The 18,635-nt window shown below is 45.8% G+C and carries 16 protein-coding genes; 2 read left to right on the top strand and 14 right to left on the bottom strand.

Annotated elements, in window-relative coordinates:
- Positions 1-6: 6 nt before the first annotated feature.
- The 9 genes from LKX83_RS04400 to LKX83_RS04360 all read right to left on the bottom strand — a co-directional run bounded on the left by LKX83_RS04400 (position 7) and on the right by LKX83_RS04360 (position 13,190).
- A complete protein-coding gene (locus tag LKX83_RS04400; protein ID WP_227880945.1) occupies positions 7-906 on the bottom strand; it encodes a glycerol kinase in 900 nt (299 codons plus the stop codon).
- A 95-nt stretch (positions 907-1,001) separates the two neighbouring features.
- Positions 1,002-2,888, bottom strand: coding sequence for a DUF2075 domain-containing protein (locus LKX83_RS04395; protein WP_227880944.1), 1,887 nt, complete (start codon positions 2,886-2,888; stop codon positions 1,002-1,004).
- A gap of 726 nt (positions 2,889-3,614) precedes the next feature.
- The gene (locus LKX83_RS04390) at positions 3,615-3,863 is read right to left on the bottom strand and encodes a hypothetical protein (RefSeq protein ID WP_227880943.1); all 249 of its coding nucleotides are present in this window, start codon (positions 3,861-3,863) and stop codon (positions 3,615-3,617) included.
- 61 nt (positions 3,864-3,924) lie between these two features.
- Complete coding sequence (locus LKX83_RS04385) at positions 3,925-4,305, bottom strand: very short patch repair endonuclease (RefSeq protein WP_255654307.1); 381 nt, start codon at positions 4,303-4,305, stop codon at positions 3,925-3,927.
- Positions 4,244-5,965 (bottom strand): DNA cytosine methyltransferase, encoded by a 1,722-nt coding sequence (locus tag LKX83_RS04380; RefSeq protein ID WP_227880941.1) that lies wholly within the window; start codon positions 5,963-5,965, stop codon positions 4,244-4,246. The genes LKX83_RS04385 and LKX83_RS04380 overlap by 62 nt, the downstream gene beginning before the upstream one ends.
- A gap of 15 nt (positions 5,966-5,980) precedes the next feature.
- Complete coding sequence (locus LKX83_RS04375) at positions 5,981-8,059, bottom strand: AIPR family protein (RefSeq protein ID WP_227880940.1); 2,079 nt, start codon at positions 8,057-8,059, stop codon at positions 5,981-5,983.
- Between the two features lie 14 nt (positions 8,060-8,073).
- The gene (locus tag LKX83_RS04370) at positions 8,074-9,009 is read right to left on the bottom strand and encodes a PD-(D/E)XK motif protein (RefSeq protein ID WP_227880939.1); all 936 of its coding nucleotides are present in this window, start codon (positions 9,007-9,009) and stop codon (positions 8,074-8,076) included.
- A complete protein-coding gene (locus tag LKX83_RS04365; protein WP_227880938.1) occupies positions 8,999-11,731 on the bottom strand; it encodes a Z1 domain-containing protein in 2,733 nt (910 codons plus the stop codon). Before LKX83_RS04365 ends, LKX83_RS04370 begins: the two co-directional genes overlap by 11 nt.
- 13 nt (positions 11,732-11,744) lie before the next feature.
- A complete protein-coding gene (locus tag LKX83_RS04360; protein ID WP_227880937.1) occupies positions 11,745-13,190 on the bottom strand; it encodes an ATP-binding protein in 1,446 nt (481 codons plus the stop codon).
- Positions 13,191-13,882: 692 nt separating this feature from the next.
- Here LKX83_RS04360 and LKX83_RS04355 point away from each other — a divergent pair.
- A complete protein-coding gene (locus LKX83_RS04355) occupies positions 13,883-14,401 on the top strand; it encodes a dihydrofolate reductase family protein (RefSeq protein WP_227880936.1) in 519 nt (172 codons plus the stop codon).
- Here the strand turns inward: LKX83_RS04355 and LKX83_RS04350 are convergent.
- Positions 14,380-14,733: a winged helix-turn-helix transcriptional regulator gene (locus LKX83_RS04350; protein WP_227880935.1), complete on the bottom strand. Its 354-nt coding sequence runs from the start codon at positions 14,731-14,733 to the stop codon at positions 14,380-14,382. The two genes, LKX83_RS04355 and LKX83_RS04350, sit on opposite strands and share 22 nt — an antisense overlap.
- A 139-nt stretch (positions 14,734-14,872) precedes the next feature.
- On the opposite strand from LKX83_RS04350, the gene LKX83_RS04345 reads away from it, so the two are divergent.
- Entirely contained in the window at positions 14,873-15,856 is a 984-nt protein-coding gene (locus LKX83_RS04345) for an NADP-dependent oxidoreductase (RefSeq protein WP_227880934.1), read from the top strand.
- 60 nt (positions 15,857-15,916) lie between these two features.
- Here the strand turns inward: LKX83_RS04345 and LKX83_RS04340 are convergent, their stop codons facing one another.
- Genes LKX83_RS04340 through LKX83_RS04325 form a run of 4 tightly spaced genes read right to left on the bottom strand, consistent with a single transcriptional unit; the run spans position 15,917 to position 18,586 of the window.
- A complete protein-coding gene (locus LKX83_RS04340) occupies positions 15,917-16,888 on the bottom strand; it encodes an NAD(P)-dependent alcohol dehydrogenase (protein ID WP_227880933.1) in 972 nt (323 codons plus the stop codon).
- A complete protein-coding gene (locus tag LKX83_RS04335) occupies positions 16,885-17,571 on the bottom strand; it encodes a DUF2306 domain-containing protein (protein ID WP_227880932.1) in 687 nt (228 codons plus the stop codon). The genes LKX83_RS04340 and LKX83_RS04335 overlap by 4 nt, the downstream gene beginning before the upstream one ends.
- Positions 17,571-18,272, bottom strand: a complete 702-nt coding sequence (locus LKX83_RS04330; protein ID WP_227880931.1) for a hypothetical protein — start codon at positions 18,270-18,272, stop codon at positions 17,571-17,573. Before LKX83_RS04330 ends, LKX83_RS04335 begins: the two co-directional genes overlap by 1 nt.
- Positions 18,269-18,586, bottom strand: coding sequence for a hypothetical protein (locus LKX83_RS04325; protein ID WP_227880930.1), 318 nt, complete (start codon positions 18,584-18,586; stop codon positions 18,269-18,271). Before LKX83_RS04325 ends, LKX83_RS04330 begins: the two co-directional genes overlap by 4 nt.
- Between the last annotated feature and the right edge of the window lie 49 nt (positions 18,587-18,635).

Genomic DNA, 18,635 nt, shown 5'->3' with positions numbered 1-18,635 from the left:
TATTGTCTAATATGCCTGAATACCGAATTTCAGCAACTTCTTTGGAAGCAGGTCATCCAGATTTTCGATATCACGATTATCTAGCTCGATCAAGTTAAATCCATACTTCGCATAGATGCTTAGCTTCTCTTTCTTGCGTTCTGTATAGCGTTCGTTGTTCTCTAGGCCCCAGAACTCTATGTACACTTTTCCTACAGGCAGGTAAAAATCACAGTAAGCCTCTTCTTCCACCGGTAGTCTCCGCTCATAAGCATGTGCTATTTCCGACATATAAAGCCAGTTGTCGATCAACATCTCTGCACGAGAGCGAACATAATGGCCATCCGCCGCGCGATGCTTCGCCTCAAACCTCTCTCGAAATCCGCTCAGCTCCGACTGTTGAGACTCCATAGGTTTCTCTACTACATCTTCGTCCAGAACCGCTATACCTTTTACAGCACTGATTGTTTCCAATAGCCTTTGATTAGTGAGGATTCGTTCATCCCAACCGACATATGGGATTCCTGTTTGCTCATACTCAAACTGCTTCCCGCCGAGACTCTCGCCAAGCTTTGTTACGGTCCAACCCTTAAGATTTTTTTGAACCAAACCTAGCTCCGATAAGATCGGATTGATTCTGAATTTTGATATGCTGAAGTGCTTACTGAGTGTTACAGCGGTCACCACTTTCTCTAAGCTGCTTTTGTTCGATAGAAAGTCCCTGATCGACTCATTCCAAGCAATATATGAGCCATGTTGGGGATGGTTTTTCCTCGTTCCGCCCAGTTCTATACCTTTATCCGTCAGTTCCCAAGCTTCGCCTGCACGACAAATGCATCCTTCATCCATCAACCTCTGGAAAAGGATCTTCGCAGGAATGCCCATTTCCTTCGCTAAAGCAGATGTAGATATCATCTTATCGCTCATGTAGTCCTCCAGCGGAATCTAAAGTTACAGTGGTTGAAATTAATGCAAAAAGCAATGTCGAAACAGGCGTGTGGTTGTAGCTAGCGCCAACCCAATCATTCTGCCGTAGTTAGTCTCGCTAGTCTTTCTTTAAAATACTCCTCCAAGCCTTTATCCGTACAATAGATGAAGCAACCCTTCTGGCCACGAGTCATAAGGGTACGGTAGGTGTTTCGAATGATTTCGTCTGCCAATCTCTCACCTTTCAGCTTGTCTTCCTTTATTAGCTTGGAAATTCCTTTAAGTGATTGATCTGTTTTTGCTCTCTGTTTGAAATCCGTGATGAGTTGCCCATCATTATACCTAAGATCGTTGCCTATAATTACTCCTACATAATCGAACTCGAGACCTTGGCATGTATGGATACAACCCGCTTCATGGACGGAGTTGCCATCGATAGCCCAGGTCGCCGTGTTATTGAGATTCCAGCTCATTCCAAACCCGTATTCTTTTATATATATATCATGATAAGAGGCATCATCTCGATAAGCGCTAGACCAATCCCAACAATATCCGGCCACGATTCTTGATTTATTTTTCCCGGTATTCAACTCCTCAATCTTAGCCTTCATCTCATGAGGATCAGAATACACACGAAAATCATAGTCTATCCCCATGTCATTGGAGTTAGCCGTATCTCGAATACCCAGCACATCTTCCAGCCAACTAATATATCCATCCGAACCATCACAACGGAATTGTGAAGTAAGCTCAGTTCTCGTAACCGATGCTCCAAGCTCCACTGCGAATTTCTCAATCAGACCGATACTTCCAATATCCTTTAATGTAACGCGTTGTCTCTCATCAATAAAGAATACTGCAAACTTGGATGCTTGAATGACTTCCTTTATTTGATTCTCTCCCAAGTTCTGAAACATACCGGACTTTTCATTTAATCGATGAGCCTCGTCCACTAGAAGAGCGTCAAACTCATTTGCTGGAGATTCATAGTAGCTGCCTGATCCTTTAAAGAGGTTATCGATTCGTGTTTTGCGGAAATCTCCAGACAACTTTGCCGCATAGATGTTCCTAGGGGCGGAATTGCGAGTCACATACTGTGCTACTAGCCCCTTTTGCGTTAATTGAACCAACAGATTAACAGCAAGAACTGATTTTCCCGTGCCCGGTCCTCCTTCTACAATGAGCACTTGTTTCAGTCCCGTGCGTTGAGCCTTGTTGGCGAGTACCAATGCTTCTTCATATACTACTTTTTGTTCGTCAATCATTCTGAACTCGCGATTACCTTTTAACATGCTGCTCAATGAATCCTGCAACGATTTGGAGGGACGAATTCTTCCCCTTTCAATACGATAGAGATTTTCCTTATCGTCACCATATTTAATATGCGACTTGATAAAGTCTCTTAGTTTTTCCGCATCACCTTTTGCAAAGATGGGGGCCTGATCTATGTAATAGCTATAAATAGGATCTAGTATGGGGTCATCATTTTGTGAAATAGGATAGTTATGAAGATAGGCACAGGGATGAAGCTCTATTTTCTCGCTCTGAACAATTTCGTTGTAATCTTCAATTAGAGTTGAGTAGGACCACACTTGATACGATGGGTGCGGTGTTTCCCTTATTCCTTTATTTAAGAAAGTTTTGACGATAGCTTCCTTCCCGTCCACCTTCTCTATAGAATCCCACTGTTTAAGTTCAATTACCATGACCGAATTTGAGCTATCGCTTTTGCCTGAGATGAGAAAATCGATTCGCTTCGACGTATATGGAACTTTAAATTCAATAGCCACTCCCGCATTCTCCGGAATTTCCGGATCGACAAGTACCCGATACATGTACTGTAACGAGTTGTCCCAAGCCCGCACTTCTCCTTCATTTACCTTGCCAATTTTCTCTTTGAAGTTTGTACTAATATGCTCAACCACATTATCCATAAATACAGCCGTAATAAATTCAAGCTTTGTTGCTTCATATACGATCATTACGGTGCCCCACCTTGTTAGTGTCATTCAAAATTTCCGCTAACCCTGAACATCTTTAACCAAAGTAAGATAGTCGACAAATTAAGTGTTTTAGTGTCTCCCACATGAAGAGAGAATAGAACACATCACATTCTTCAATGTAAGTTTCCAATCCTTAGCGGATAGGATCTTTTTTCCATAATATACGATAGCTGAATAATTTTAAAGTTATGTGTTGCTTTTGATGTGGTTCACCATGCTCTCAGTAAGGAATATTATTGGATCTTGGCGAAATAAAAAAAGGCCAGAGGCCTTCCAGAGCATTGACATTATGGAAACTCTTTACTTACGACTAGTGAGTAGCACTTCAAATGTGCCCCAATGTTGGGGACTGCGGGTCTGTTAATAATTTTGTGTAAGCTCTTTTATGGGATTCTCCCCGGAGGAAGATTGGTCATGTCAAGGGAAATGCTCGCTGATCCGGTCTAGGAGACGGAGAGCTGGAGGAGCAACTGAACGCGATTTACGGATCACATCCAACGTTACCAGGTAGAGCATCTTCAAAAGGGCATCGTCGCTTGCAATGATACTCTTTCCTTTTGTATGTGATGTGGATGTCTTGTACGCTATGCTTCTTGAGGTCATCTGACAAAGATTACATATCTGCTATGAGCAATCGCTAGGAGTATATTGACCACCCTCAAGGCAAAATTTTCATTCCAGGTCGTCAATAACGTCAACTCCGTGTCAGACGTCCTGTCCAACGGTATCATCACTTTCATCCTCGAGATCATGAATCTTGCTCTTCATCTGCGCCTTCATGTTCGGCATCAATGCAAAGTAGCGCATGTCATTCTCGGAGGGCTGCCGACCTTCATCGTCATCATGCTGTTGATCAAGACGAAGCGGCGCCGGGCGTGGAAGGCGGTATCCAACAAGAATCCCAACTTGAACACTTACCTGCAGGAGAGCATCAGCGACAATCGCTTCTTTCACCTACCTGTCCGTCAACTACCGCAAAGCGTGTTTCCCAGTTGATAATCTGACAACGATCATCCTATTCAGAGTTGATTATTTGATCAACTAGATTTATACATCTGCCCTGTGAATTTAGCTTCAATTCACATTCCCAGACTACAATCACATTCCAGCCCATTTGTCGGAGCTTTTGCTGGTGAAGTTGATCGCGAGAAATATTGTTCCCGATTTTTTTGGACCAGTAATCGGTATTCGATTTGGGAGCACGATAGTATTTGCAGCCCTCATGCGCATGCCAGAAACACCCATGCACAAATATTGCTGTTTTATATTTCGGCAAAATAAGATCAGGTTTCCCTGGTAGTTTTTTATCATGTAGTCTGTACCTAAAGCCTCGGCTATGCAGATACCTCCTGACGGTCATCTCTGGCACTGTGTTCTTTGATCGGATTTTGGACATCATTTGGCGTCGCTGTTCCGTTGTCAACGTATCCACTATGTCCAATACCTCCTTGCTCGTCAGCTAGCGTATTGCATGTATCCAGTAGCTGAGCAAGTTTTGAGGCGATAGCTCTCGCCATTATCGGGGGAACAGCATTTCCAACCTGCTGATATTGCGAATCTTTCGTACCTACAAATTCAAAGCTGTCGGGGAAAGATTGTAACCTAGCTGCTTCGCGAATACTTATCGCCCTATTTATAACTGGATGTATCCACATTGATTTGCGTACATTAGTAACAGTTCCACAAGGCTTGCCGTACTCTAGGCGCAGGTATATAGAATTCTGCGTTCTCTCAGGTCTTGTATACGTATCTTCGATTAAATTGCGATCAAGATCATGAAAGTTCTGCCCAGGTTGCAAGGCTTCAAATCGTTTCTTAGCTTTTTCCCGAGTTTCTGTTGTTACATGGTTGGTCAAAACATTAGAATCACGAAGTTGTCCTGTTAGCGCAGTTGTGTGATATTCATCATCTAGAAAGGTAGGTTCATCATCTATGTTAAAACTTGGGACGACGGATTCAAGATCTTTTATTGCATCAAAGACGGTGCGATATTCTGTCGACTTAAAGTCCGCTACGGGCAACTCTGGCTGAACACCGAGATCATTTCTTAATCCCACTGCTATATATCTTTCCCGCAACTGAGGGGCTCCAAACCAAGCAGCATTAAGAATACCATCGCTTATATTATATAATTCGCCGAGCCTCTTCCCAATATAGTCGATTACTGAATATGATCTTACATTTACGTACACTCCTCTCTGCTCTACCCTTAAAGAATCGATGATAATACCGTTGTCCAATAATTCTCTTACATGCAGCATCATTCGCTGGACATGAATATATGCAGTCATCAATGGCTCTGCTTCATCGAATGTTATTTCTCCTCCTGCAAACTGTATAAAGACATTCAAAGCGGCGCGCTCAAAGGCAACATAATCCCCAGGTACTTGGGAGCTCTTTGCTGATAATAACGCGATAATCTTGATGCATTTCCTTCCGTTTTCCATTAATGTCTTTTCACGTGCTTGTTCATTACTGGAGTTCTTTAACAGCATTCTCAAAATATAAAAAGCCTTATCTGACAAAATAATTTCATCAATTATTTGAGGGTTTAATAAATAGTCACCAATATCCGCTATTGGGCATTCAGAATTAAGAAGGCAAATGGTTTCATTACGAATAGTTATGCCCAATCGCTCGAATTCAAATCCGTCGGTATGAGTGCAGTAAAAACGGTGAATGTCAGACTTAAGCATTCGAACGTTCTCCATGACGAACGCTTTTGGTCTGAGGTTCAATATGACTTCGACATACTTTTTAACAAGACTATTATTTTGGCTAACTACATGATTCTTTTGACGGTTGGCGTTTGAAAAACCCTGACATGGCGGGCCTCCTACGACAACGTCAAACTCCCCATGCTCACGTTGAAACAAACCATAGTCTGTAATGTCGAGAATATCATTCAACATAGTAGTTTGCTCATGATTCCGTATATATGTTGCTTGCGCGTTCTCATTCTTCTCCACTGCTACAGCAATTTCAAATCTCCCTGTTTGCAAGAAACCTAGGCTCATCCCACCCGCACCCGCAAACAAATCCAATACTTTATGCAATGTTGTACACCTCTTTCAATCCTCTTTCCAACCTTCCGATACAGCCTTTTCTAGCAAAGAAAGCAGCTTCTGGCTATGTATCGAGTTTGGCAGCTTCGCAGGCATTTGGCAAGCTATTTTTAATGATTCGGCTTCCGTATGATAGGGTATCTTCTTTTCAGCAATAAACAATTGAACTCTTTTCCAATATTCCGCTCCATAATTAACCACTTTTGTTTGTGCTTCAATGCCTGTTACCATCTTTTGATCTTTGCGCGCCCTTCGGGCTTCTGATTTAGCATTGTCTACATCAATAAGTACAGTTTCAATACTCGCATCCAGTGAAATATCCAGTTCTTTGATTCGGTTCCAACATGCTTCTCGCTTGCACCATTGAGTTACATTGGCGATTCCCCTAGATGGATCTGTAATAGAATCCAATACTGCTTTGGCCAGCTTGCTTAGTTGGTTGGAAATTACCTCCGGAACCTCTTGTCTATTCCAAATAATTTGCAGATCCAGAGTGTTTTGCGGGTATTGATTCTTGATTAGGTGCGCCAATAGCGCTATTGAGTAAGTAACGATGTTGGCGCGGTAGCCTTGCTCATACCAAGTCTGGTGTGTAACCAGCTTTTCAACATGCTTGAACAGAATATAAAGAGCCAGTGACTCCTGAAAATATCTTTCATTAAACGATTCATCAGATACCGACCATTCATCATCAACCCATTGCGCAAATTCGCTAAAGTTCGATTGCGCACCTTTGCTAACAGTATGCGGCAAACCACGCCACGAATTTCTCGCTTTCGCAAGATCGGTCTTCGTAATCAGCTGATGCTTAGGATTTTGGGTTAAAAATCGATTGCGGTCAGCTTTAGTCATACGCATTTGAGCTTGCAAATACTGCCCTCTTGCACGTTCATAGAACCAATGAGTATCATGCTGTGCACCGCCTGTAGCTGGAGCAAAGAGTCTTCTTGATATCTGCTCCATACGAATATGAAAGGGGTGAGTAGAAAAAAAATCGGCATCACTAACCTTGTTTTGACTGTTTGATGATCGCGAAATTTTCTGCATAAGGTTGTGAGTCTCGTCTAAGTCTGCATTAATTACCGTTAGTTTCATTTGCAAACTGATCACACTAAGGTCGGCCTTATCCTTATAACGAGCATTCGACAGTGAAGCCGTTGTCTGCCCGCCATTGATTATTTGAAAGTCCTTTACGGAAGTAATAAACTTTCCTTCGGGTGTGTCTTCGATTGTTACATCTACAGCTGTCGCAGATACACCATTATTAAACGCAAAAAACATGCGGGGCGAGCTAAGTATCGTTTCCCTTATTTTCTTATTTACAGCTACTTTTGTGCTTAAAAAAGATCGTACATTTCCTTCTAATAACTGTGCGCCATAGCGATCATATACATCAGCCAGCACTGTACCTGGAATTACACCCAAGAAACAGCGGTAAGGATTTTCGCCGTAATTGCTTGTGTCCAGGCAGGGTATCCCTTGTGCTGAGTACTGCGTAAAGTCTATTTCAATATTCTCACGTCCAGAATCCGCGAGGAACATTTTATAAAGCCGCTCAACATCCCATATTTGAAACTCAACAGCTATCCCTTCTAAATCTCTGATAGGGAAGCTTTCAATTCGATCACTCATAAATCCATCTGTATAAAGCAAAACACGATATTTGCGAATTCGTCCTCTATTGGTTCTAAGAATATCGATAAGGTCTGCTGCTGAACTGCTAATCTCTACTTTCTTATGAAGACTATTGTTGTATACCTCGTCCAAGAATCGAATAGGCCATTCAAATATCTGCTCTGCTTCTGACTTTGTTAGTGTTCTTTCTTTATTGTCACCAACATAATCAGCAACAATTAGACTCATTGTATAATCAAATTCGTCTAACGCATACCCGTCAACCCGCAACTTACGATTGCGAAAGCCATTGCCAATATAAAATGCTGGTTCAAAATCGGGCAAAACATCAGCATTCACTAAATAATTGGCAACAATGCCAACATAGGCAGCGCTTGAACCTTCTCCGTAAGCTACCGCAGTAGATCGAACATCTTCCAAAAGTTCCTTTCGGAATTCTTGCAATTCCATAATATCCTCCGCTATTAATCAATTTTCCAATCCTCAATGGCCTGAATGCTTAACTGGTAACTAACAGCGGCTATTTGAGATCGAATATTGCTTTTAATAAGCCGCGGAAATTGTTCATCTACCCTATATCGAAAGGTTCCTCCCAATCGATACCACTGCTTCTCATAATCAGGCATATCCATGTACCCGTATTGCAACAATTTTTGATTAACTAAATTAAGAGCTTGAGTGTTGCTTTGAACCATTTCTCGCAATTCAGTGACTTTGCTGCTTAAAGTAAATGCACTTGCTGCATTTGGTGCAGTCTTGTCTATTAAAAACATGACAAGCTCTCCAGGCAACACCGCATCCAATTGCTCAAGTGAGGAAATTGAAACGGTCTTCGAGCCAATACCCGTAGCTTTTATTTCATGCCAGCCTGTTTCATCAACAAAATCTTGATCAGCACCTTCAGGCCCGATCCAACTATTTACAGCACTAAGCGGAGAGTTGCCTTTTAAAATTAATTGCTGTAAAAAGAATATTTCACCTAGCAACCCTCTTCTTTCCGACTCGCTGAGCAACCCGCTTCTTTGAAGTTCCAACAGCTTAAACCAATGAGCATAACGGTTCAGAACATACTCAACACCCTGTTGTGTATCGATTTGGCCCCGCGAGGATTCAATTAAATCGTAGCAAAGTCTAATATATACTTCTTCATGTTCTTCACGAATAAGCTTGAAGATAAGCGCCCATTTGCCGTCCACTCTTTTAGCAAAAGAAACTAGAATAGACTTTGATGATTCCACGGCTGTTGGCTCATTGGCTGTCACTAGCAATAAAGTTCGTTGATTAATCTCCTCATAGCCGATGTGCCACTCCAGTGGATGATCTGCATCAATTCTGACATAGCCTTTTGAGTGTTTGATCAGTTGGTTCCACTTATTAATCAAACCTTCATCAGACAACATCGTCATCATCTTCCTCATCATCGAAGTTTACCCAGTTACGCAATTCAACCATATTCACGACATAATTAGCAGTTCGCAGAACACCGTCTCCGGGCAATCCTATCCCAATAGCGAAAAGTGTATCTGGAATTTTACTATTGGGTTTCTCATCATCTTTTTGCTTGCTTTTAATTACATGCAGCATTAAAAGAGGTTTTCTATCAATCGCCAGATAAGCACTATCCGGAATGCTTTTCTTGTCGATATTCTTTCCTTGTCTAAAAGCATTTTGTGCATCCAGTATCTCTTTCTCTGTAAGGCCTGCTCTTGTACTGCCGCCAGACCCTACCCGCACTTTCGTTCCGGAGATCTTTATCATTCCATCCGCTTCTTTTATCAATCGTTCTTCTCTCTTGATCTTTATGACTCCATTAGCGCCATCGAGCTCAAATTCATCATCAACAGATCCAAACGGCAAAAAGACATCCCAATCATTTAATCCAGGACTATTATCAATAAACTCCGCCAATGCTTTTCCTTGGAAGGACAAGTGCCACGGGTGAGTGTCAAAACTCCGCAGCAAATCTGAAACCACATCTTTGCTGATTCCCGACCACATTTTACCACGCCGCGCAACATCCTTCACTTCATATCCTAAGCTGTCCAAATTCGCTACAAAAAGCCTGAATACTCTCTCATTTGTCGCCAACACTTCTGGATTTGATTTGAGGCGCGGCGTCTCAAGCAGTCTGCCTGTTACGGTTATCGGCCTACTAACAGGCGTCCCTGACCGCATTTTGTTGCGCGCCGTAACAATAAGGGAGTTTGGATCTTGACGAACTTTCAGCCCAAATTCACTTGGGGTTTGATGCATTCTATTCATCCTACTGATTTCGATTTTAAGTTCATTAGCTGCTTCTGTTATGAACCCATACCAGTCAATAGCATCATCGGCCATCCAAACTTTGAAGACATCATCGTAACCTGGACGATAACCGAACCATCTTCCCATTTGAAGAAGAGTATCATACATCTGAGAATTGCGATAAAAATAACTAACACATAGACCTTCCAAAGTAAGTCCCCTTGAGAGACTATTGCCTCCTACCGCTACTACTCGAAACCCGTGTTCTTTATGGTTATAGTAATCTAGGCTTGCTGCTCCAGTTCTCTGGTTGACCGCACGAACTTCAATTGGGGCTGCTGCCTTGTATAGATAATTCTGCTGCAACTCAATCCAATCAATCCCTGCTTTTTCCTTTAAGCCATGTTTGTTCCAAACCTTTTTCAAAAAGTACAAGGATCGAATACGCAATGCTTCGTCTTCATTCAATGATGCATAGTTTCGTAAATCAGACTGCATTTGATTCAGCCATGTGTTGATATGGTCTTTCGTATGAACTTGAACATCAGTAAAACGGCTCACATTAACGAGCATGGAGCGGTGCTCGCTTGTATCCCCTCGCAAATCTCTTATCGCATTTGCCAGTACGAAAAAGCCTATCGCTTCGAGCATGCTTGGAGGCAGGGCATCAACAGGATGATCTTTCTTATGGGAGAAAGGAAAGAAATGATCAATCTCCTCTGAATCTATTTTAATCAGACAATGGTCATAGTTTGAGCTTGTGCCAAATATCGCATCAGCACCAATATAATTGGTAGGAGGAGACAGCACATATATAAAATCTCTGGGGAACAAGTCATCCCCCACCATTTCATCATTTGTTTCAGGGTTTATAAATATGTTTGCAAAAGGGGTTGCTGTTATGCCGAGATAGGAAGATTTATAAAACCGTTTTAAAATTGATCGAATAGCGGCATTAATTGCTGTCGGATCCTCATCATCCTTTTTTGTATTTACCGACGCATTATCTGCTTCATCATCAATCAATAGAAGCGGCAGATCAATTTTCCCATTATTGTCTGCATTGTTTGAGGTTAGCCAGCTTTCAAGATTTTTAAGTACTGATTTGTTCTTTTTGACTACGAAAAGCGCAGGCTCACTAATATTTTTTAAAGTCAGATCATTGCTGTTTAGGATAGTTGAATTAAAGTCGTACTTAACGGTAGTAAATGCAGATATTCTTTTGCTGGAATCAATTTTCCCAACACCGTCGAATACATTCTTGATCGCATGCTTTTTAATTCCCAGCAGATCCTTGCTCAGTCTCCCAGCAAACTCTTTATCCAACCGCTCTTGAGTCTGTTTTCGGAGACTTTCTAATGTCCCTGTCAGTACAATAATCACTTTATATCCTGTATCTGCCGCTTTATTGCAAATTGCTGTATAGTTCGCAGTTTTGCCTGATTGAACGTCCCCCAATACAAGTCCTCTGCGTTCCCACGGGGTGTTGCTCTTAGGGTCACCCAGCAAATCTACTATTTCAGTTGATACAATATCCAAATTAGCAGTTACACGGACATTCCAGCCTTTGTTGTCCTCCAAATAACGTCTATAGCGGTTCCAATAGAAGAAATCAAGATCAGCACGTCGTGCAGGCAGCCATGATTGATGGTCTCCGCTCTGCTCAGCAATATAAACGCCAACGTCCATGGTAATTGGCAAAGTGGCTTTAAGATTCCTAATAATTTTTTCAAATTCTTTATCGGATACTGGCATATTGGCTCGCAGTGCTTTAGCCTCATCCATGAACTGTTCTTCTGTAGGTGGTTCAGCTTGGAACTTAGTATTAATTGCAATAGATATGAACCGCTCTAGCATCTGGCTGTTTTGGCTTAGCATTGTACGTTGCCTCCTAAAGGAATTCAGATAGCCACTCTGGATACTGGTCAAATGGTTCTGTAACTAACAATCTTTTTACCATCTCTTTTCGTTCTTGATTATTTCTACATCCAGCAAACAATTGGTTTAAAAGCGGCAATAAATCGGCTTGGGAAGCCTCTGTCTCATTTATTACTCTTTCATCGCTTGTTAGATCTACATACAACTGGTTTAGCGGCAAGCCACGTTCGATCTGAGTTAGCAACTGCTCTATCACATTTTTTTCTTTTCCGCTAGCTTCACACAAAGCTTCGACTAATGGGTACTCCCTATTAATCTCATATACAATGCTGCCCTCTCGGGTTTTGATACGATCCCATATATGTATTTTGGATTCTTCCGTCTCTTTCTTTCCACGATAAGTCCATGTACGTTTACTTGTTCCCGCAAGCTTCTCAATTATTGGAGCTAAATTCTTCCGAACAACCTCTGGCGGGACTGCCACGGACTTCTTAATATCCAAAGTCCATAGATAATCCAACGAATTCGGGATATCCACTCGTATACGGGCTAATTTTGAAAGTTCCCCTTGCCGCATGAGCCTAAACCAAGTCCCCCACACGAGCAATCGTTTGTTGCGATAAACATAAAAACCTTGTTGCTTGCGAAGTCCTTCTTCTCCCCCGAGCATACTAATCTCTGCTTGTGAAAGCATTGATACATGCGGCAATGTATACGGACGCACAAAAATTTTTTGCCCGTCAATAACAATACTCTCCTCATCCATAACTTGCGTGCTCTTTCCAGTTAAGAAGGGGTCTGCTGATGCCAAAGGTACTTTATTAATAGAGATTTGAGTCTTCTTTAATCCTGCTTCCCCCGATAGATAACGGTGAAATACGAGAGACAAGTGCTCTCGCACGCGATCCATATATTTTCCCATATTGTCATCAAAACTTAATTCCCCGACCTTAAGCCGATCAAGTCCTTGCCACAGCACCATAGTGCCAGAACTATTTGAATACAGTTCGTTAATATGCGGGCAAGCTTGGATCTCTATATCGTCCAGCAACTTCAGGGACCAATCATTCGTAGTTGCAATAAAATCTAAATCCCACTGTGCGCCTGTCACTATTCCATTCTTCACACTTATAACTGTTAGCTTCCTGCATTGTGACATTGATGCAGTTTTCAGACCAAGTCCAAATCTTCCTAAGTCAGCAGCTGTTCTAGTATCCAAAGGATTTTTGCTGCCATAGCGCATCGCATTTATCAGTTCTTCCTTGTCCATTCCAATCCCGTTGTCCAGCACTGCTACATACGGGCTCCCTATTGGGAAGAAGTTTATATCAATTTTTGTTGCATTTGCTGTAATGCTATTGTCAATAATATCGGCCAATGCTGTTTCCAGGGAATACCCTATAGCTCGAGTAGCTTCCATAAGAACTGGAGCATTAGGGGGTAAAGAGAATATCTCCAATATTAATCACCTTCCAAAAATATTAGCTTAGGGTATTAGTCATAGTATAACATTCAATTTATGGTTCTTTATTCCTGCCCATTTTTAATCATCTATAAATTTTTGTGAAAAGATGGCGAATTAGAGATACTTAAAAGACTTCTTTAAACAGCTCAATATATTAGCTGTAAATGAAGTTTTAATGCTAATACGCCTTATGTAATTAATAAATCTGCGGAATATTTTCTATGTATACTCCAGCAATTCCAGACTTGATTGTTGCTCCAAAATAAAATCCCCTCCCGAGGCAAAAGTTCGTATAGCTCGTCGTGCCCGATATAAACGCCGGGCTCAAGCTGCCGCTAGACAGCGTCAACCGCTTTAGTCGGCAACGTCAAGGCAAAGTTTTTGCAATTGTCGCTGACCTAAAGTAGAAGCTTGGCCGCAACATTGCTTAGCGAGGTGTTAGCAGTCTCTACTAAATGGGCAGCATGCGTAATCTTCGCTATGAGAAAGGAGTTTTTGAACTCTATCGGATACGAGAGCCAGCCCGCTGAAGAGCGCGTAAGAAAGTGCAAGATAAATCGACACAACAAGATGCTTGGTCTCGATGGAGCTGAAAATAGGAGGGCGATATTCAAAATGGCTAAACTGATCTACCCTATTAACGTATCTTTGGACGGTTACATGGAGGACGAGCGCGGCAATATCGAGTGATCTCCGATGACGAGGTGTTTGCGTTCTGGACTGACTTCCAGCGGCCGATTGGCACCTACCTATACGGGCGTCGAATGTACGAGTCGATGGTGTACTGGGAGACGGCGAGCGCCAAAAAAGGCGATCAACCGGAGGTATTGCGGGAATTCGCGCAGATCTGGCGAGCGGCCGAGAAGATCGTGTATTCCCGGACGCTGCAGGTGGCTTCAAGCGCCAGGACGAGGATCGAGCGCAAATTCGATCCTGATGCGATTCGGAGGCTGAAGGAGTCCTCAGAAGCCGACATTACGATTGGCGGCCCCGAGCTTGCCGGGCAGGCGATGAGCGCGGGACTGATCGACGAGCGTCATCTGCTTGTTAATCCGATCGTCTTGGGCGGAGGGAAGCGAGCATTGCCGGACAACCTCCGCATGCGGCTCGAGCTGCTCGGCGAGCGCCGTTTCCGAAGCGGCGTTGTTCATCTTCACTACCGCGTGCATAATAACTTCAGGAATCAAACGTTGCGTTCGCGATGAACGAGCCCCCACTGAGCCATCGACTGCATGACAGGGATGAACGTCCTGCCGTAGTCGCTCAATGAATATTCGACCTTCGGCGGAACTTGTTGATAGACGGTTCGAATGATTAAGTTGTCTCTTTCCAGCTCTCGAAGCTGTTCGGTTAACATCTTGCGGGTGATGTGCGAAATCGAACGTTGGAGCTCGTTAAACCGCTTGGTGCCGCTAACCAATCGCCAAAGGATAATCGCCTTCCACTTTCCCCCAACCACCGACAGTGTTGCCTCTACAGGACAACCGCTCACGTCCTCATCTATTCCGCTCAAACACGTCTCGTCCGGCCCGCTCATGTCGATCACATCCAATCCTTCGATTCAGTTCCCAAATGGGTACTATGTCACGAAAAAGTGCGTACTTACGCATTCGTTACTTCGTAAGTATACTACATTTCAACGCACGATAAATCAAAGAAAGATGGAGGATCATCCCATGTCCGAGTCTACCATGCAGGCGATTCTTGTTCATGAATACGGCGGTCCGGAAGTAATGAAACTCGAAGGAGTCGATCGCCCCAGCCCATCGGCAGATGAAGTACTTGTCAAAATCCGCTATGCAACCGTCATTCCGCTGGACTGGAAAATTCGCAACGGATGGATGCAGAACGTATTTCCCCAGACGCTTCCCTACATGCCAGGGTTCTATGCATCCGGAGTGATCGAAGCGATAGGCCCGGAAGTGACTGAATTCACTGTCGGCGATCGCGTCTTCGGCATGATTGTTGGCGCTTATGCGGAGTATGGCATTGCAAAGGTGAATAAACTGGCGAACATGTCGAACGCGGAGTTTGCCGTTGCTCCGATGGATAAACTGGTGAAGTTACCGGACGGTCTCTCTGACGAGGATGCAGCGACGATCAGGGCCGGTGCGGATACGGCGTGGAAAGCTTTGTTTACCGAAGGAGAGCTGGAAGCCGGTCAAACGGTCCTCATTCATGCCGCTGCCGGCGGTGTGGGACAATTCGCCGTTCAGTTGGCCAAATGGAAGGGAGCCAAGGTGATCGGCACCGCTTCAACCGCGAACTTGGACTTCGTTAAGTCTCTGGGTGCGGACCAAGTCATCGATTATACGACGACGGCTTTCGAAGAGGTTGTCCATGATGTGGATCTGGTCGTCGATGCCGTTGGAGGAGATACCGAGACCAGGTCCATGGCCGTTCTGAAGCAGGGAGGAATTCTCGTCGCCTTGACGCAGCCTCCCTCTCAAGAGAACGCTCAGAAGCATGGCATTACAGCTAAATTCAACACCAAGTTTCCGACCTACGCGGACTTGCAGACCATCGCGCAATTGATGGCCGACGGTACGATCCAAGCAGAGATCGATTCCATATTCCCGCTAAGTCAAACGAACAAGGCGCTGGAGAAAAGCGAATCCAAACATGGCCGCGGTAGAATTCTGCTGCGCATCGGCTCCTAATTGCCATGCAAATTCAAAGACCCCTTGATCGAGGGGTCTTTCCTTCCCTATCGGTACTCCCTATCCATCGTGCCGAACGGTTAACACCACGTTGCCTTTTTTATGGCCCTGCTCCACATAACGGTGAGCCTCCGCAACCTGCTCCAGCGGATAACGGCGGTCGATGACCGCACGCAGCGCACCGGCCTCGATCAGTTCCTTCAAATAGGTCAAGTCTTCCGCGTTTTCGCTCATGGTTCCGCCGATCACCTTCTTGCCGCTCGTAAGGTTGATCCATTTCCCGCGAATAATCGGTAAAGGGCTCACATGGAACGCTCGCAGATAGAAGCCGTCAGGTGTCAGGCGCTTGACGCAAACCTGGAACGGACTCTTCCCGACGGTATCGAAAATGATATCGTAGGCCGGACCGTCATCCGGCAACTGTTCTTTCGTATAATCGATGACGCGGTCGGCTCCGAGCGATCTCGCTAACGCCACATTCGACGTGCTGCATACTCCGGTCACTTCCGCGCCGAAATGCTTGGCCAGCTGCACCGCGTATGTCCCGACGCTGCCGGAAGCGCCATAGACGAGCACGCGGCTGCCGCGCCGGATGTGGCCCTTCCGGAGAAATTGCAAGGCCGTATAGGCGCCGACCGGAACCGCGGCCGCCTCCTCGAACGTCATGTTCGCCGGCTTAAGCGCGACGCTGCCGGTCTCGGGCAGGCATTTGTATTCGGCATAAGCGCCGAAGCCCATTCCGCAGGCGGCATAGACGGCATCCCCCGGCTTGAATAGCGTAACGCTGCCGCCCGTCGATTCGACGACGCCTGCTAATTCGAATCCCAGAATCCGGACTCGTTTCGGCCTCCACAAACCGTTGAACAGCCGCGCCAGGAAAGGGTCCGCTTTGCGCATGCGCCAATCCCCCACTGCGGCAGTTGCAGCATAGACCTTAATCAAGATCTCGTCGTCCTTCGGAACCGGCTTGGCGACCTCCTGCAGCTGCAGCACATTCGGCGGTCCGTACCGCTCGTATACGATCGCTTTCATGCTTTCCTCCTCCATTCTCCCTTGCGGATGGCCCATTCGGCCACCGCGAGATTCATCACCCAGCCCGCGCCCATCAGCAGCGCATGGCTAAGCTCGCTCGGCGGACCGGCGATCAACTCCCCAGCCGACAAGGTCAGCACCTGTGTTCCTGCGCCAAGTCCGATCGCGTAGCCGCGCATCATCCATGCGCGGTGCCGGATCGCGTCACCCTGCCGGATCTTGGCAAAGCCAAGGAGGATGGACGCGACCATGGCTGACCCAAATAGAAGCCGCAATGCATACAGCAGCCCGCCGGTGCCATCCGGACGGGGATAGAACAGGGTCATCCACAGCCCTGATAGCCCGACCAGCAGGCCGCTTAGAACCAGTAGCCTACCCGCGATGCGGTGCCATCCCGGCCTGCGACGACGGAATCCGGGTGCGAACTGGAACGGGCCCAATACGGCATATGCGCTGGCGCTCAGGATATGCGCCACCACCGGCAAGGGAGACGCAAAGAACCGTGCGTTAGCCGGCGTGATTTCCGCGCCGCCGGCCAGCGAGGTTAGGCGCGCGACACCGGCGACGAGCGGAATGACGCTCAGCAAGAGCAGCGCGGCGACAAGCCGTGTTGTCGAACCTTCCATTGCCGACGCTTTGATTTTCCGAGATGCAAGTTTCCCTGGCTCTGTGTGCTGCTTCATTAAGCTTTCTCTCGCCGCTCGGACCAGAGCGAATATCCGAGCCAAGCCAGACTTAATCCTACCGGCACAGCTAATATCCGATCGTACGGGTGCGAGACCAGCGAAGATAGAAGAAGAGGCAGAATGGTGCCGAAGGCCAGCAAACCGGACGCCCAGCGCGACAGGATGCCGGCACGGAACGTAGCGATGCCAAATAGCAGACCGCCAAGCAAATACAGTACGCCTGTAGCCGAATAGACCGTTTCGAGGGCTCCGATATCGATCTCGCCGACCGTTCCGCCGGCGATCCCCAGAATGCCCTCCGCGAACTTCGGCCCTTCAATCACAAGCGGCGGCAACACAAAGGCTTCAACGAATTGATAAGCCATTGTGAGCGCATAGAAGAGGCTAAACGGGAGATAGCCGGCCAGACCCAGCCAACCGGTCTCTTCCACTTGCCTGGCGTAGATCCCCGTAACGCCGAGCAGGCCCAGCAAGCACATGGCGACGCCCAAGTAGTGGACGATTGCCCATCGAGCGGTGGATACCGAAGATAGAACATCCGTTGGATGGATCGTCTGGATGACGATGAACAGGATCCCTGCCGCCATGGCTGCCAAACCTGCGCATCGGATGAGCTTTGAGGCTGTTATCGCGGAACGCCGCTTGGCATGTGGATGCTCGCTGCCTATAACGACTGCGGTTTGTCGATTCGCGTTCATGTGTTTGTCTCCTTCTCCGGCTTCGAATGATCGTGATCCGTATTCTCGTTGACCTCCGGACGATCCGCCTGCTTGGGATCCACCTGCATGACCGAGACCAAGGGCAGGCCGAGATCACGCAATTTCCTTAACAAGCCATGCAAGGCGGGCTGATCGGCCACCGGGCCGGAGAGAATGGTTGTTCCGTCGCTTTCGTGGGTGAAGCTCATCCCCTCGAACCCGTAAGCCCACCGGGCTTCAAGGTGTCCCTTGAGGCGAATCTCGTATAGTCCAGGCGCGTGATCGTCCTCCGTTGATCCGTGTGTTTCACTCATTCTGTGCCTCCTTCCTGTTCTTCCTGCGGATGCATCTCCGCTTCGTTTC

Source organism: Cohnella baijiui (genome assembly GCF_020731285.1).
GTDB lineage: Bacteria > Bacillota > Bacilli > Paenibacillales > Paenibacillaceae > Cohnella.
Note: the sequence above shows the minus strand (reverse complement) of the source record. Positions and strands in the feature narration are given on the sequence as shown.